The organism is Streptomyces sp. NBC_01439, from assembly GCF_036227605.1.
Classification (GTDB): domain Bacteria; phylum Actinomycetota; class Actinomycetes; order Streptomycetales; family Streptomycetaceae; genus Streptomyces.
In genome coordinates, this window is sequence record NZ_CP109487.1 from 9,397,125 (window position 1) to 9,411,923 (window position 14,799).

Genomic DNA, 14,799 nt, shown 5'->3' on the forward strand with positions numbered 1-14,799 from the left:
TTTCCACACCGTTATCGCTGCGCGATGACGGGGGTACGCACGGCAAGAAGGACGACGTCGTCCTCAGGCGACGGGTCCGCCAGCCGGTTGCTGATCCGGTGGAGCAGTTCGTCCAGTGGGCGGTCCCCGTGGCGGGCGAGCAGGGCGACGAGTTGAGCGACGGCGGCGTGCATATCGTGACGGCGGCGCTCGACGAGCCCGTCGGTGTAGAGCAGGAGCGTCGAGCCTGGCAAGAGCCGGCGTTGGTGCTCCGTGCGGTCGAAAGGACCGAGCGACCGGTGAAACAGTATGTCGTGCTCCACCAGTTGGGTCACATGCCCGTCGGGAGTGCGGATCAGGGGCGGCTGGTGGCCGGCGTTGGACCAGGTCAGCATCCAATCGGGGCTGTCGTCGGCAGGATCGAGGCGTGCGTGGACCAGCGTGCCGCCGGCCTCGATGGGCAGGACCGAGCACGCCGCGTCGAGGGCGGTCAGCGCCGTGGCCGGGCTGTGCGGCGGGTGGTCGAGGGTGGCCTGCCGCAGCATGCTGCGGATCTGGCCCATGATCGTGGCAGCGTGCATGTCGTGGCCGGTGATGTCACCCACCGTCACCATGAGGGCCCGGGTCTCGCCGCCTGGTGAGGCGGGCGGCAGGTGGTAGGCGTCATACCAGTCCCCGCCGATCATGTGGTCGTCGGCGGCCGGCCGGTACAGGGCGCTGATCTCGACATGGTCGGTGAGGGGGAGGTCGGTGAGCATGGCGGCCTGGAGCTCCCGGGCGACGGAGATCCGCTCGTCCAGGTACAGGGCGCGCTCCACCGCCTGCGCGATGTAGCCGGACGCGGCGGTGAGCGTGGCCCGCTCCGTGACGCCCACCTCGTGCCGCTTGGCCCAGCAGATCGCGAGGACACCCAACAGGACGCGGCTTCCCCAGAGGGGCAGGCACAGCACCGTGGCGAACCCCATGCGGTCGAAGAACCCGACCGCCTCGGGGCTGTAGTCGGCGACCATTGCCTCCCGGTCGGGAACGAACACCGTGCGCCGCTCACGCATGGCCTGGGTACTCGGGAACGCCGCATCGGCAGGCAGGGTGAGGACCTCGCGTTCCACTGCGTGAGCGATGTCGGGGTCGGGGATCCGGTGCAGTTCGTCTTCGCCGGCGACCAGCAGTCCCACGTGGGTGGGCTTGCCGACGCCGACGAACAGGTCCCGCAGCCGTCGTCGTACGTCCTCCAGCCCGGACGTCTGCGCCAGTTCCTCCGAAGCCCTCAGCAGTAGCTCGGCGTGGTCCATGCCGGCCTGGGCTTCCTGTTCCAGGCGCTGCGCGTCGTTTCGGGCGCGGTCGGCGGCGGCCCGTGCGGTCTCCAGTACGTCCTGTGCGGACCGGCTCTGCGCCGACAGGATGCGCAGGCACAGCTCGGCGGAGCAGGCCGCGGCCAGATCCTCCAGGTCGCAGAGCTCGCCCTCATGCCAGGTACGGGGCTCGTGGTCGATGGCGCACAGGGAGCCCAGGACGAGCCCGTCCCCGTCGGTCAGGGGCACCCCGGCATACGCCACGATCGCGAGATCTTCGATGGCCGGGTTGGTGCGGAGACGGTCGTCGGCGCGGGCATCGGGTACGACGAGGGGCTGCCCGGAGGCGACCACGTACCGGCAGAGCGAGTGCGACAGGGGCAATGCCCTGCGCCCCGCCCAGGGCTCCGGCAGACCGAACAGTCCGGGCAGGATCTGCTGCGTCTCCTCAAGCAGCGAAACGAAGGCCACGGGCACGTTGAGCACCCGTGATACAAGCCGGGCGAACCGATCCATCTCGTTATCTGAGGCAGCCGAAAGGCCGGCCCATCGCAACGCCTGCGGCTGGGTGCCGCTGATCGGGTCTGCTTCGGATTCCCGGCTCTGCTCCGGCATCTGACCTCCGGTCCTGCTCGCCCCGAGGCCCTCAACGGCATCGTAGAACAGCCGGGGTTTCCGGTCGCGCAATTGACGTGCTGTCGGGTGCGGGGAAGGCGCTCCTGGACCGACTGGCGGCCGATCGAACGGGTAGACGCGAGGCAGTGCAGGTGAGCCGACTGCGGCCTACTCCGGCCCGTTCGACGAAGGGTTCCATATGTGTGCCATGGTGGTCGTCCCGGTACGCGGCATCGAACAGTCGAAGGCCTTGCTACCGCGTGGAGCCCATCGGATGACGGTGGGCGTCGAGGAGGAGTTCCTGCTCGTGGACCGGCGTACGGGCATGCCCGTGGCGCGGGGCCCTCGTGTCCTGGAAGCCGCGGTCCCGGTCCTGGGCGAGCAGGCGCAGACGGAGTTCTTCGGCGCACAGGTCGAGGTCTGTACCCGTCCCACGCCGAGTCTGTCCGCGCTGCGGGCCGAACTGGCGCGGCTGCGGAAGGTGATGGGGGAGGCGGCGGCCGGCGAGGAATGCCTGCTCGTCGCCACCGGTACTCCCGCCGTCCCGCCGGGGCGTCCGCTGACTGTGACCCCGGGGGAGCGTTACGAGCGGATGGCCGCTCGGTGGCCCGCTCTGGCGGGCGGGTACGACGGTATGGTGTGTGGCTGCCACATCCACGTCGGAGTGACCGGACACGCCCAGGCCCTCGCACTGGCCAACCACATGCGGCCCTGGCTGCCGACGCTCCAGGCGGTAGCCGCCAACTCACCCTTCTCCCTGGGGCGGGACAGCGGCTGGGCGAGTCACCGCTCGGTCGAGTACGCACGGTGGCCGGGCGTCGGTCCCGCGCCACTGCTCGACGAGGCCGGCTATGAACGCCTCGCCGACCACCTGGTCCGCAGCGGCACCCTGCTGGACCGCCGGATGATCTACTGGCACGCCCGGCCGTCCGAGCACGTACCGACACTGGAGATCCGCGTCTGCGACGTGAACGCAGACCTTGACGTGGTCGTACTGCTCACCGCCCTGGTACGAGGCCTGGCCACCTCACTCATGCCCGACATCGGCAACGGACAGCCACCCCCGGACCTTCGAGACCCACGTCTCCACGCTGCCCACGCTCTCGCAGCCCGTCGCGGGCTGATCGGCGAGGGCCTCGATCCCGCCCGGGGAGAGTACGTACCGGCCCTGATACTGGCGGAGCGGCTGCTGGCACGCGCGGCGCCCGGGCTGGCTGCGGCCGGAGACCTGGACCTCGCGGAGGAGCTGTTCGACCGGGTGTGGCGCTCCGGCGGCGGGGCCGCCCGGCAGCGCGCCGCGCACCTTCGAAGAGGGCGCCTGACCGACGTGGTGAGCGAGCTGGCGCGCACGACAGCTGCCTCCTGACCTGGTCCGTCGTGCCGAGCGGGGGCCGATCAGCCATGGGTCTGGTACGTGGCCAGGTTTCCGCTGCCTGGGCCGTGTGCGGAGTCGACGCGACCGCTTCGGTGGACGGTGGGACGATGAGAAGACCAACGGTAGACGCGCTGGAACCGATGCGCGCGCCTCTCCCATTCAGACAGCAGGCCAGGCCAATGACGAAGCAGCCGAAGCCGTCCCAGCCCGCCCACGGCAAGGGTCCGAGTCGCCACGAGGGCACCAAGCAGCACGGCTGGTCGCCGGACGTGGACGAGACCCGTCAGCAGGAGAACCCGAGTGCCCATCGTTCCTTCCACCCGGACGAGTACGCCCCGGACAAGGGTCCCGGTCGTACGGTTTCCAAGGAAGAGGCCGGCAACCCCCACGGCAAACCGGTGAAGAGCAGGGGGGCGCGCGGGGAGGACCAGAGCAAGGGCTCCGGGGCGAAGGGCATGCAGGACCTGGGCCCCCGGGGTCGGTCGCAGCGTCCCAGCGGAACGAAGGACGCTTCCGCATCCACGGGCGTGGATCCCCAGGACCCGCATGGCAAGCGCGGGCGCGGGTAGCAGGGCCGGGACACGGCCGAACGAAAGAGCCACCGAGAGGCGGAGGCCAGTGCCGCGCCCCGGCCCCTCGGCGCGTCTGAGTATGAGTGCCTGTGGCGACACCGAGTGACGTGCCCGCCGGTTCGGGGCGCCCGGCCGCCGACCAAGAGACCGCCGGCCGAGGGGCATGCGCACACAGCCGGTGCACCGTCCAGTTCGCGCGGTCCCGGCACACTGTCCGTTTCCCGGCAGGAGGACTTCTCTCATGGCCGTCCGCAACCAGCTGATCCATCGGCCCCCGCAGGCGGTGTGGGCGGTACTCGCCGATCCGACCCTGTACGGGGAGTGGGTGGTGGGCCCGTCCGAGTCCACACCGCTCGATCAGGCCTGGCCGGAGGTCGGATCCCGGCTGCGCTACACCGTGCGGCTGGGTCCCTGGTCGACCGACGGCGTGACCACGGTCCGACACCGGGAGCCCGGCAGGGAGCTGGAGTTGGAAGCGTCGTTCAAGGCACTGGGCACCGCGAGGATCTTCCTCCAGCTCCGACCGTGGGGCGAGGAAACCCTGGTCGTCTGCGACGAGCACCCCCTGCGCGGCGTGGGCGGCACCCTTCACAATCCCGCGATCGAAGCCCTGCTCCAGCTCCGGCACCGCGGGATGCTGGCCCGCCTGGCCAGGATCGTAGAACAGGATCACGCAAGAGCCCGCCATGCCTGACGCGGTGGTGATCGGCGCGGGCCCGAACGGGCTGGTTGCCGCGAACCTCCTGGCCGACGCCGGCTGGAGCGTGGAAGTCCTGGAGGCGCAGCCGGAGCCCGGCGGCGCCGTGCGCAGCGACCGAGGCGTCCACCCCGACTACGTTTCGGACCTCTTCAGCGCGTTCTATCCCTTGGCCGCCGCCTCCCCGGTCCTCGCACGACTCGACCTCGCGGCCGAGGGCCTGCGGTGGAGCCACGCCCCGTCCGTACTGGCCCACCCGCTGAAAGACGGCAGTTGCGCTGTACTGGAGCGCCGCGTGGAAGAGACCTCGGCCGGGCTGGCAGGTTTTGCGGCAGCCGACGGGGACGCCTGGCGGGACATGTTCAAGGTGTGGAGCCAGGTGGGTCCCGACCTGGTAGGAGCCCTGTTCACCCCGTTCCCTCCGGTCCGGCCTCCGGCTTGCGGCGAAACTGCGGGTTGCCGGTGGACTCCGGCTGGCCAGGAACCTCGTCCTGCCGGTGCGTCGTCTCGGCGAGGAGGAGTTCGCCGGAGAAGGCGGCCGGCTCTTGCTGGCCGGGAACGCCCTGCATGCCGACCTGGCCCCCGAGGCTGTGGGTAGCGGCGGATTCGGTTGGCTGATGTCGATGCTCGGGCAGAGCCACGGCTTCCCGGTGCCCGTCGGCGGCGCCGGCGCCCTGACCGCGGCGCTCGTGAGCAGGCTCCGGCGCCGCGGGGGCGTCCTGCGTTGCGGGGAGCGCGTCGCGTCCGTCGTCGTACGCGGTGGCACGGCGGTCGGGGTCAGGACTGCGGGCGGGGAGACCGTCGGCGCGCGGCGGGCCGTACTGGCCGACACGTCAGCACCCGCCCTGTACCGGGACCTCGTCGGAGCGGAACACCTCCCGTCCCGGCTCCTGCGGGACCTGGAACGCTTCCAGTGGGACTTCGCGACGTTCAAGGTCGACTGGGCACTGACCGGCTCGGTGCCGTGGACGGCGCCGCAGGCCGCCGGGGCGGGGACCGTCCACGTGGCCGACGGCGTCGACGGCCTGACCCGGTTCGCCTCGCAGATCGCCATGGGGCAGGTCCCCGACGAACCCTTCGCGTTGTTCGGCCAGATGACCACGGCAGACCCCAGCCGCTCACCGGCGGGCACGGAATCGGCGTGGGCCTACACGCACCTCCCGCAGCACATCGCCTCCGACTCCGACCCCGACGGCATCACCGGCCGTTGGGACGCCCGCGAACAGGAGGCCATGGCCGACCGCATCGAGGCCCAGGTGGAACGCTTCGCGCCCGGCTTCCGTGAACTGATCGGCGCCCGCAGGATCCTCGCCCCCACGACCCTCCAGGCGCTGGACGAGAACCTCCACAACGGCGCCATCAACAACGGCACCACGGCTCTTCACCAACAGGCGATCTTCCGCCCCACTCCCGGCACCGGTCGGCCCGAGACACCCGTGAAGGGCCTCTACCTCGCCTCCGCGGCCGCCCACCCCGGCGGCGGCGTCCACGGCGCCCCGGGTGCGAACGCCGCCCGGGCTGCCCTACGAGCCCACGGACTCCACAGCCTCCTCCACCGCGCCCAACGGATCTGAACGGCCCTACGCGGCCGCTCCAGTCTGAGCAGACCGTCGGCGTCAATCTCGTGCCAACTGCCGAGAGGCTCGGTGCGTCAAGGTCGTTCACGCGCTCGGTGAACAGAACGGCTGCGTCACTCGGGTTCGGGCTCGTAGAGGTGGTGGGCTGGGCCACGCGTCGCCGTTGACGGAGGTCTGAAGACGGCTGCCGATCCCCTGGCTCTGTCTACGAGAACGGGTTCTGGCGCACATTCCGTGAACGATCTTGACCGGGATCTACCAGGAGGGTCAGTGCCAGCCGGCGTGGCCGCTCTTACGCCGCTTGCGCTGCCCGTTGGCGTCGCCAGGACAGTGCCGGTGCCGTGATGGCCAGGGCGAAGAGGACGGCCGCCATGATGAGGTGTGGGACCGTGTGGCCCTGCGCGAGCGTGTAGAGCCCGCAGGCCGCGCCGCCTCCAGCGACGCCCAGGGCAGGCGGCCATCGGTCGGCGGTCAGGCCGGGAAGCCCCAGGTCGCGGCCGCCAGGACGACGATGACCAGAGGAATCCACCACCTCCGCGACCAGTTCCTCTCATCGAGTGACCATCTGCGCGTCGAACGCAAGCCGTCCATACCCCTACCCCCGTGTCGATGACCGCCGTGATCATAGAGCGCAACCGCCAGCCGAGTACTCCGCTCTGCACCGGCTGCGGCCGCACGGGACCGGGCACGACCTGGGCCGCGTCGTGGTGGACCTGGCGGTGATGCTCGCCGACGGAGTCCGAGACCTGGCCGTACTGCGTGACCAGCGCGACGTGTTCGGCTCCGCCGCCTCCACCCCGACCGCGTGGCGAGTGTCGGCCGCGCATCTTCATCGCCGCCCTCTCCCTCGCGGTCATGCCCTTCCTGTCCGCCGCCCAACGCCGCACGGCCCGCGCACTCTGCTCCGCCGGCGCGGTCGCCGACCCCAAGCAGACCCTGCGGTGCACATACCTGTCGGCCGTCCTGCTCGTCTGTCTCCTCAACGCCACCCTCGGCTGAACCCGGGCCGACCCGATTGCCGCCCTCGTCATCTCAGCCATCGCCCTCAAGGAAGGCCGAGATGCCTGGCAGGGCAAGGACTGCTGCGCACCGACTGCGGGGGCCGCCGCGCCAGACCCTGTTGAGATTGCGGGCGGATGCGGCTGCAAGTCGGGCTGTGACTGCTGCTCCTGAGCCCTTGGAGCCTGTGGGGCATCGGGCCCCGGTCCGGCAGCCCCAGCAGTCTGCCGGCGGCCGGGCTGTACGGACAACGCCGGCAGCACGAAGGCCCTGAGCGCTCGGGGGATCAGGGCCGTCGTATGCCAAGCTGACGCGGCCCCGATGCCAGAGCGCGGAATCTGGGGCCGCGGACTGCATCGGCCCGGCGTGGGGTCCAAACCGATGCACGCGTCGACCCGACCAACGGGGACGGCGGCGGGAAGGACACGGCCCAGTCTCTCCGACCACCACAGTCAGCGTGATCAATCTCAGCGCCGACCACGGTTCCAGCGACCCCGCGGCCGGATGAGGACACCGCGCTGGGGAAGATGGTCGTCAGGAAGCAGGCGGCGCCCTACGCGCTGCGGAACAGCGGTTTGCCCTCCCGCAGTCGGCGGCAGACCCGCTGGTAGCTCGGGCGGCGGAGCTTCGGCGGTCGTCCCTGCCTTGCCCGCTTCGCGCCACCGTCGTACACCTGCGGGACGAGGATGTCGCGGGCTGCCCGAAGCTGCTCCTTGGGCGGGTGGTAGGACTCCACTTCCACCTCCAGCTCGCCTGAGCGGTAGGAGGCGGACTTGTCGTACAGCACCAGCGCCCGGGCATGCACCGCGCCCTCCACCTCGAAGGTGAAGTCGTTGTAGTAGCCGTAGACGATGCCCTCTGCCCGCAGGTCGCCCGCGACGTACACGGAACCCCAGGAGACTAGGTCGCGTACCACCAGGTCGCCGAGCACCACCAGCATGCCGATGCCGGAGACGTAGTCGTCCAGGAAGCCGTGCACGATCAGGTCGCCGTCGACGACCAGCGCGATGTCGAGGTCGAGGTCCTCCGGAACCACCAGATCGCCCTGGTGGTGGTACCACGCGATGCCCGTGTCCTGGAGGTAGTCGGCCATGTTGACCTGGGGGCCCAGCCGCTCGGCCACCGCGGAGGTGTCGGCGAGCGGGTCGAACCGGGCCCGCCAGGAGGACATGGTCAGCACGGGGTCTCCGTTCCGGCCCGGAGTGCCCGGACCTCCAGCATGGCGCGGGCCTGCGCGGCGTCCGAGGCGTCCGTACCCGCCGCGATGGCGGCGAGCACGGGCTCGGGCAGGGCGGGATTCTCCAGCATGCGGTATTGGCGCACGCCCGCCTCGGCCCAGGCCAGCAGGATCTCGATCGGGGTCGCCGGGTTCTTGGCGATGTCGTCGAGGAGGCTGGTGTCCTCGGCGCGGGCGGGATCGCGAACGAATTCGGCGAGCGCGTCCGGTGGGGTGTGCCGGTTGGCGACGGCGCGGCGCAAGTAGTAGATCGGGCTGCGTGCCATGGCGGCGAGCACGTCCCCCAGCGGCTCGGTGTGGTGGGCGTCGTCGATCGCCGCGAAGCTCTCGATTTCCGCCTTGCCCGACACCGTGCCCGCACAGTACGTCAGCCCGAACTCGACCAGTAGGTCCGCGGGCCAGTTCGGCTGGTCCATCGCGTTCCCGGGGTGGAAGTACGGCCACAGGCCCAGTGTGTGCAGTGCGCGCAGTGACTCGGGCGGGGTGGCGGGGTGTTCCAGTGCCGCATACGTGAGGCGCTGGACGTCCTGCTCCTGCCCGTGCGCGATGCTCTCGCCGTCACCGAACGAGCGCGTGATCGTGTCGACCAGCCGGGCGAGTGTCTCGGGCGGGGCCGTCGTGTTCTGGCTGATGGCGGCGAGCACGGCCAGGCTCGGGTCGCCGGCCAGTTCGGTGAGCTGCCGGACGGGGGTGAACGCGTTGGCCGCCGCGGCGGCCCGGACGCACGGTTCGGGGTCGGCCGCGAGCCGGGCCAGCACGGCCGGGGTGCGGTTGTGGCACTGCTGGCCCATCAGCTCCCGGACGCGGGTGTCGGGGTCCTGCGCCAGGGCGTCGAGCAGCGGCGCGAGTTCTCCTGCTGAGCGCTTGGTGACGGCGGTGCGGCGTACCCCGGGGTTCGGGTCGGTGAGGTCCGCGTCGCCGGCGTGGCCGAGTGCAGCCACCACCCGCCGGACCCGCGCGTCCGGGTCGGTGGCGAGGGCCCGCAGGTGCTCCGGCCGGGCGTCGATCCGCCGGACCAGGGTCAGCCGGACTTCGGCGGAGGTGTCGGTGACCAACAGCGCGGCCGCCCTACGCGGGAGTTCCTCACGTCCGGCCAGGGCCCGGCGCACCGCTGCCGATCCGTCCCGGGCCAGCGCTTCGAGCGCCGTCTTGGGGGTCGCGCGGTGTACTGTCACCACCCGGCGCACCGACTCCTCCGGGTGGGCGGCGAGCCCGGCCAGCCGCTCGGCCGAGGTGGCCGGGTGGGCGGCGAGCGCGCGCAGCACCCCGAACCAGTCGGGGCCGCCCGCGACGGCCCGAACGGCCACCTCCTCGGCCAGCTCGGCCGGCAGCCCTATCCGGGACGCCACGATCCGGGCCGGCCCCGGAGCCTGCGCTGCCAGCTCCCGCAGCCGTGACAGCGGTGTGGCCGGGCGCCACGCCTCCGCGACCTTGCCGTCGATGTCCATCCGCACCCCTTCTTGACGCGCCGCCCCGGGTGGGTGGCCCGGGCCGGGCACCGGGCTGCCCCGGGTGCGCCCGATGGGTCGCATCCGGGGACGGCATCGACGTCACCGACCTGGGGAGGATCCTGACATGGGGCTCTGACAGCGCCTCACACGGTCCGCCCGGATGGTCAGACCGGGTGTTCACACAGCCGTCGGTGGCTCGTCGGCAGGCGTTGATCGGCTCCGGGGCGCAGGGCGGCAGCGCGGCGTCATGTCGTGGGCCTGCTCGACAAGCGTCTCGTCCCCCTGAAGAGCTACATGCTGATATGGCTCCCCAGCGGGATGCTGACCACGGGGCTGCCCCGTAGGTTCGTTCACGGATCTCGGAATGGAAGGCGTCATGAACGAGTGAAACGATCTGCGCAGCTGCGGCAGGGGTTGCCGGCCGTCTTCGTCACCGCGCCTCTGCATGTCGGCGCGTTCGCTGAACGCCTCGCTTCCGGACACCCCGCCGGAGTACTTGCGATGTCCGATAATGAACACGTGCCCGAGACGACCACCGCGATGGCGGACCTCCCCAGCCTTCGCATCCTGCGGGCTGACCTCATCACCATACGAGGCTGCCCTATGCCACCTCTGGCCTGGCCCCGTTGGCTACGCTGGCTACCCCACGGCCTCGTGTTGCTCGCAGCCGCTCTGACTGCCGCGGCGGCGGGCGCGACCGCCCCGATCTCGGCCATCGGGCACGCGGCCATGCTGGTGGTGGCCCTGCGCTGGCCGACGTCCGCCTGGTGGCTGTCGATGGCCTTCGTCACCGGTATCACGTTGGAGTATCCGCCCACCCACGACACTCAGATCTACGTGTGGATGGTGCACGCAGGGGTCCTCTTCCTTCTCGCGCTGCGGGTGCGCTTGCCCTCGGCGATCACTGCGGCCGTACTCAGCACCCTGCTGGCTGTTCTGCTGAAGCTGTCCGGCTGTTCCGTCGGCTCATGGAAGATGATCACCGGGGCCCTCGTGCTGTTCGCTCTGGCCGTGCTCATCGGAGCCGTGGTACGCGGCCGCCGCGAGGACCACGCACGCCTCACCGAGCAGATCGCCGCCACAGCCCGGGAACGAGCACTGCGCACCGTCCTGGAAGAGCGCACTCGGATCGCACGCGAGCTGCACGACGTCGTGGCCCATCACCTGTCACTCATCTCCATCCAAGCCGATGCCGCGCCCTATCGGGTCCAGGCTCCACCACCAGAACTGGTCACTGAGCTGGCCTCGATCCGCGCCAACGCCCTGGAAGGACTGGCCGAACTGCGCCACATGTTGGGTCTGCTGCGGTCGAACGGCCCCGGCGACAGCACGACCGGCACCAGCCCGCAGCCCTCCCTGGCACAGCTTGACGGGCTGCTCGGCAACGTACGCGCTGCCGGCCTTCCCGCGACCACCCGGATCGAGGGCACTGCCCGCCATCTGCCCCCGGGCGTGGAACTGTCGGCTTACCGCATCATCCAAGAAGCCCTCAGCAACATTCTGCGCCATGCCCCCGGTGCCGAGACGAGCATCGAACTCACCTATACACGAGATGCGTTGGGTCTGAGGGTCGTCAACGGGCCTGCCGCGCTCCCCGCTGCCACCTCACCCGGGGCCGGGCACGGCGTCATCGGCATGCGGGAGCGCATCGCAATGCTCGGCGGTGATTTGGCCATCGGCCCCACCCCCGACGGCGGCTACGAGGTCAGCGCGGCGCTGCCCACCTGTATCGCGCCCGCCGTCGGCAAGGAGACCTGCGCATGACCATCCGCGTGCTCATCGCCGACGACCAGGCCATGGTCCGGGACGCCTTCTCCGTCCTGCTCGGTGCTCAGCCCGACATCGAGGTCGTTGCCACCGCCGAGGACGGCACGCACGCCGTCGCCCGGTCCGCGGAACTGGCACCCGACGTGATCGTGATGGACATCCGGATGCCCGGCCTGGACGGCATCGAGGCCACCCGCCAGATCACGTCGGCGCCCGGAACATCAGCGAAGATCCTCATCCTGACGACCTTCAACCTCGACGAGTACGTCTACGAGGCACTGCGCGCCGGGGCCTCCGGATTTCTGCTCAAGGACGCCTCCGGCATCCAGCTCGCGGAAGCCGTAAGGGTGGTGGCCCGGGGCGAGGCTCTCCTTGCACCCGACATCACCATGCGGCTCATCGCCGAGTTCTCCCGCGTGAGTCCTGGTGCCAAGCGGCCGACCGGCGTGCGTATCGATGCCCTTACCGACCGCGAGACCGAAGTTCTCGCACAGGTGGCACAGGGCCTCTCCAACGCGGAGATCGCCCAGGTGCTGGTCGTCGCCGAGGAGACGGTCAAGACGCACGTGGGCCGCATCCTGCGGAAGCTGCAGCTACGCGATCGCACCCAGGCCGCCGTCTTCGCCTACGAATCCGGCCTGGTCGCCCCCGGCGACGGTGCCCGCTGGGCACCGTCGCTTCGGGCCGCCCCGTAGACCGGCGTGCCCATGCCGCTCCCAGCCCCTGGACAGTCCCGACCTGCGACGGCATGCGGTCATGCCTGCCGACAGCCGGAACGGCTCCTCGGGTCTCGGCGTAGCCCTGGAGAGCTACGCGGCAGGTTGGCCCCTCCGGGGGACGCAGATCACCGGCCCTGAAAGCGAACCTTATGGCGTCCAGTCCGGAGGCATCGTCCGCCTCCCGCACCACGCCCACCCCAAGGAACGCAACCATGTCCATAGCCCGACGCCCATCACCTGCCTCGCAGGCCACGCCTCCTGGCAAGATCAAGAGGTTCCTGCGTGTCGTCGCCGCTTCGATCGCCTCGGTCTTGGCCTTCCTCACAGGCGCGATCATGCTGGGCGCGTACTTTCCGGCCATCCCCAAGGCCGGCGTGATCGGCCCGGTCATCGGCGGACAGTACCCCTTCCACCTGGCGCTCCTCGCCCTGGCCGGCGCCGCCCTGGGAGCCCTGGCTTGGCGCAGCGGCCTGGTGCGCTGGGGGCGTGTCCTCACCGCGGTGACCGCTCTGTCCACCACCGCCGGTCTGGTCATCGGCAGCATTCAGTTCGTTGCCGCTCGTGACGCCGGTACGAAGATCTCCTTCAGCCAGGTCTTCGGCCAGCTCGCCTCCTCCGGAGGTGCCACGCCGGACACAACCCAGATTTATGCCACCCGTGACGGCGAGGCACTCGAAGCAGATGTATACCTGGCCGGGAAAGGCCGGGGGAGCAAGGCGCCGGCCATAGTGCTCGCCCATGCCGGAGGCTTCCACACCTTCGACAAGAGCGACCTGCGTGGTACCGGCCGTTGGCTGGCGGACCACGGTGTGGCCGTGATAGCGGTCGACTACAGGCTGGCCTCCCCCGACCGCCCCACGTGGGACAAGGCCCCGCACGACCTCATGACCGCCCTGGGCTGGGTGCAGCACCACGCCGACCAGTACGGCATCGACAGCTCCCGTATCTCGTTGGGTGGCATGTCGGCCGGCGGCACCCTCGCCATGAACACCGCTTACCGCCTTCAGAACGGCACCATGCAGGCCACCGACGGGATCACCCCGAAGCCGCCATTCTCGGTGGTCGGCTTCTACCCCGGCACCGACGTCGACAACATGTGGAAGGACGACGTCGCGGGCACCCGCGAGGCCGCAGAGCTGTTCACGGGCGGTACGCCTGCCCAATACCCCGAGCGCTACCGCGATGTCTCCCCGACCACCGACGTTCGGATGGGTCTGCAGCGCACACTGCTCGTCGTGGGAGACCGTGACCGCAGCTCCCGCCCCGAAACCATCAAGGACTTCGGCGCCTCGCTCCGAGCCGAAGGCGTCGATGTCACGGTGGAGGAACTGCCTTTCGCCGAGCATGCGTTCGACGACGTCTACGGCAGCCTGACCGCACAGACCAGCCGCCAGATCCTCCTGGACTTCCTCGGCAAAGACGCGTAGCACCGTCCTGCGGTCGCGGCACGATCTCAGCCAGGCCCCTGTGCGAAGTCAAGCTTGGGCCGGGCGGCTGGAGATAGGGCCATGGGCGCGCGGAGCGGTGCTGTACGGCCGCTGTCGTGTCCTCACCCTGGAGAGCTCCAGCATTCCCGACGCTACTTCGAGTGGACTGAGGGCAACCCGATGGCCAACCGCCTGAGCTTCTTCCTCTTCGGACCGGGCCAGGTCGCCCCCGTCACCCGCGAGTCCGAAGACCTGCCCTTGCCCGTACGCGGACGATTCCGTGTGTGGAGATCCCGGTGACCTCGTGGGCTGGTCGGCGCACACATCGAGCGGCACGTGCGGTAATTCCGCTACGTGGGCCGCCCGTTGTGTCGTTTCTTCGCGTCCGCGTCCGCGTCCCCTTCGCGTTGGTGGGCGGCGTGCACGCAGACATGCCGCCAAAGCGGGTACCGGACGGCCCGGGATCAGGAGATCTTCGGGCGCCCGGCCGCCTTGGGTCGCCAGACATCGAGGTCCAGGGCCACCGTGAGGACGTCACCCTCCACACGGACGACGGGGTCGGGGTGCTCGATCCCCGCCGCGAAGTCCTCGGCACGGACGTCGTCGAGCAGGAAGAGGAAGTGCTCGATCACCTCCGGCTCGTCCGTGAGGTTGCCATCAGGATCCACCTCGTTGTTCGCGCGGTCCGCCCCGATGCAGAGCATCGTCATGAACAGCTTGAGGCGGTCCGCCCCGAGGAGCGCATCGGCGCCTCGGATGACCATGACGATCCCGACTCCGCCTGTGAGGGCGTCGCCGAGGTCGTCGAGACGGTGGACCGCATCCCAGTTCCAGCCGAAAGAGCCGGGGTATCCGACCGCCCGGGCGAAAGCGTCACACACGGCCGCCCGTCGACCAGGTCGCGGGCCTGCACTTCGTACACCCGGCCGCCCGCGGCACTGAGGGCCGCCATCTGCTCCTTGAACTCAACCGCGTCGCGGGGCCCGAAGATGACCCAGGGCGTCTCCGGCTTGCTGACATCGAACGAGGTCACATCTGTCCCTTCCTGGCGAATTCGCCGACAGACCATCCCTTGTAACCTGGCAGCGACGT

Annotated in this window: 10 protein-coding genes and 3 pseudogenes; 9 read left to right on the plus strand and 4 right to left on the minus strand. The window is 70.3% G+C overall.

What is annotated here, in order from left to right:
- Positions 1–11: 11 nt before the first annotated feature.
- A complete protein-coding gene (locus OG207_RS42995) occupies positions 12–1,886 on the minus strand; it encodes a SpoIIE family protein phosphatase (protein WP_329107103.1) in 1,875 nt (624 codons plus the stop codon).
- Between the two features lie 274 nt (positions 1,887–2,160).
- Between OG207_RS42995 and OG207_RS43000 the strand changes: the two genes are divergently transcribed.
- The 5 genes and pseudogenes from OG207_RS43000 to OG207_RS43020 form a co-directional block, all read left to right on the plus strand.
- A complete protein-coding gene (locus OG207_RS43000; protein ID WP_329107104.1) occupies positions 2,161–3,252 on the plus strand; it encodes a carboxylate-amine ligase in 1,092 nt (363 codons plus the stop codon).
- Between the two features lie 188 nt (positions 3,253–3,440).
- Positions 3,441–3,830, plus strand: a complete 390-nt coding sequence (locus OG207_RS43005) for a hypothetical protein (protein WP_329107107.1) — start codon at positions 3,441–3,443, stop codon at positions 3,828–3,830.
- 244 nt (positions 3,831–4,074) lie between these two features.
- Positions 4,075–4,527, plus strand: a complete 453-nt coding sequence (locus OG207_RS43010; protein WP_329107109.1) for an SRPBCC family protein — start codon at positions 4,075–4,077, stop codon at positions 4,525–4,527.
- A pseudogene (locus OG207_RS43015) lies at positions 4,520–6,104 on the plus strand (phytoene desaturase family protein). Before OG207_RS43010 ends, OG207_RS43015 begins: the two are co-directional and overlap by 8 nt.
- Before the next feature lie 822 nt (positions 6,105–6,926).
- A pseudogene (locus OG207_RS43020) lies at positions 6,927–7,280 on the plus strand (cation transporter); the annotation flags it as partial.
- A gap of 379 nt (positions 7,281–7,659) precedes the next feature.
- Here OG207_RS43020 and OG207_RS43025 read toward each other — a convergent pair.
- Both OG207_RS43025 and OG207_RS43030 read right to left on the minus strand, forming a co-directional pair.
- The gene (locus OG207_RS43025; protein ID WP_329107112.1) at positions 7,660–8,286 is read right to left on the minus strand and encodes a hypothetical protein; all 627 of its coding nucleotides are present in this window, start codon (positions 8,284–8,286) and stop codon (positions 7,660–7,662) included.
- Positions 8,280–9,791 (minus strand): hypothetical protein, encoded by a 1,512-nt coding sequence (locus OG207_RS43030; protein WP_329107115.1) that lies wholly within the window; start codon positions 9,789–9,791, stop codon positions 8,280–8,282. The genes OG207_RS43025 and OG207_RS43030 overlap by 7 nt, the downstream gene beginning before the upstream one ends.
- 657 nt (positions 9,792–10,448) lie before the next feature.
- On the opposite strand from OG207_RS43030, the gene OG207_RS43035 reads away from it, so the two are divergent.
- The 4 genes and pseudogenes from OG207_RS43035 to OG207_RS43050 all read left to right on the plus strand — a co-directional run.
- Entirely contained in the window at positions 10,449–11,558 is a 1,110-nt protein-coding gene (locus OG207_RS43035; RefSeq protein ID WP_329107117.1) for a sensor histidine kinase, read from the plus strand.
- Positions 11,555–12,256 (plus strand): response regulator transcription factor, encoded by a 702-nt coding sequence (locus OG207_RS43040; protein ID WP_329107119.1) that lies wholly within the window; start codon positions 11,555–11,557, stop codon positions 12,254–12,256. The genes OG207_RS43035 and OG207_RS43040 overlap by 4 nt, the downstream gene beginning before the upstream one ends.
- Positions 12,257–12,492: 236 nt before the next feature.
- Positions 12,493–13,707: an alpha/beta hydrolase gene (locus OG207_RS43045; protein ID WP_329107121.1), complete on the plus strand. Its 1,215-nt coding sequence runs from the start codon at positions 12,493–12,495 to the stop codon at positions 13,705–13,707.
- Positions 13,708–13,777: 70 nt separating this feature from the next.
- Positions 13,778–14,007: pseudogene (locus OG207_RS43050) on the plus strand (amino acid transporter); the annotation flags it as partial.
- A gap of 164 nt (positions 14,008–14,171) precedes the next feature.
- On the opposite strand, the gene OG207_RS43055 reads toward OG207_RS43050, so the two are convergent.
- A complete protein-coding gene (locus OG207_RS43055; protein ID WP_329107123.1) occupies positions 14,172–14,588 on the minus strand; it encodes a barstar family protein in 417 nt (138 codons plus the stop codon).
- Positions 14,589–14,799: the final 211 nt, after the last annotated feature.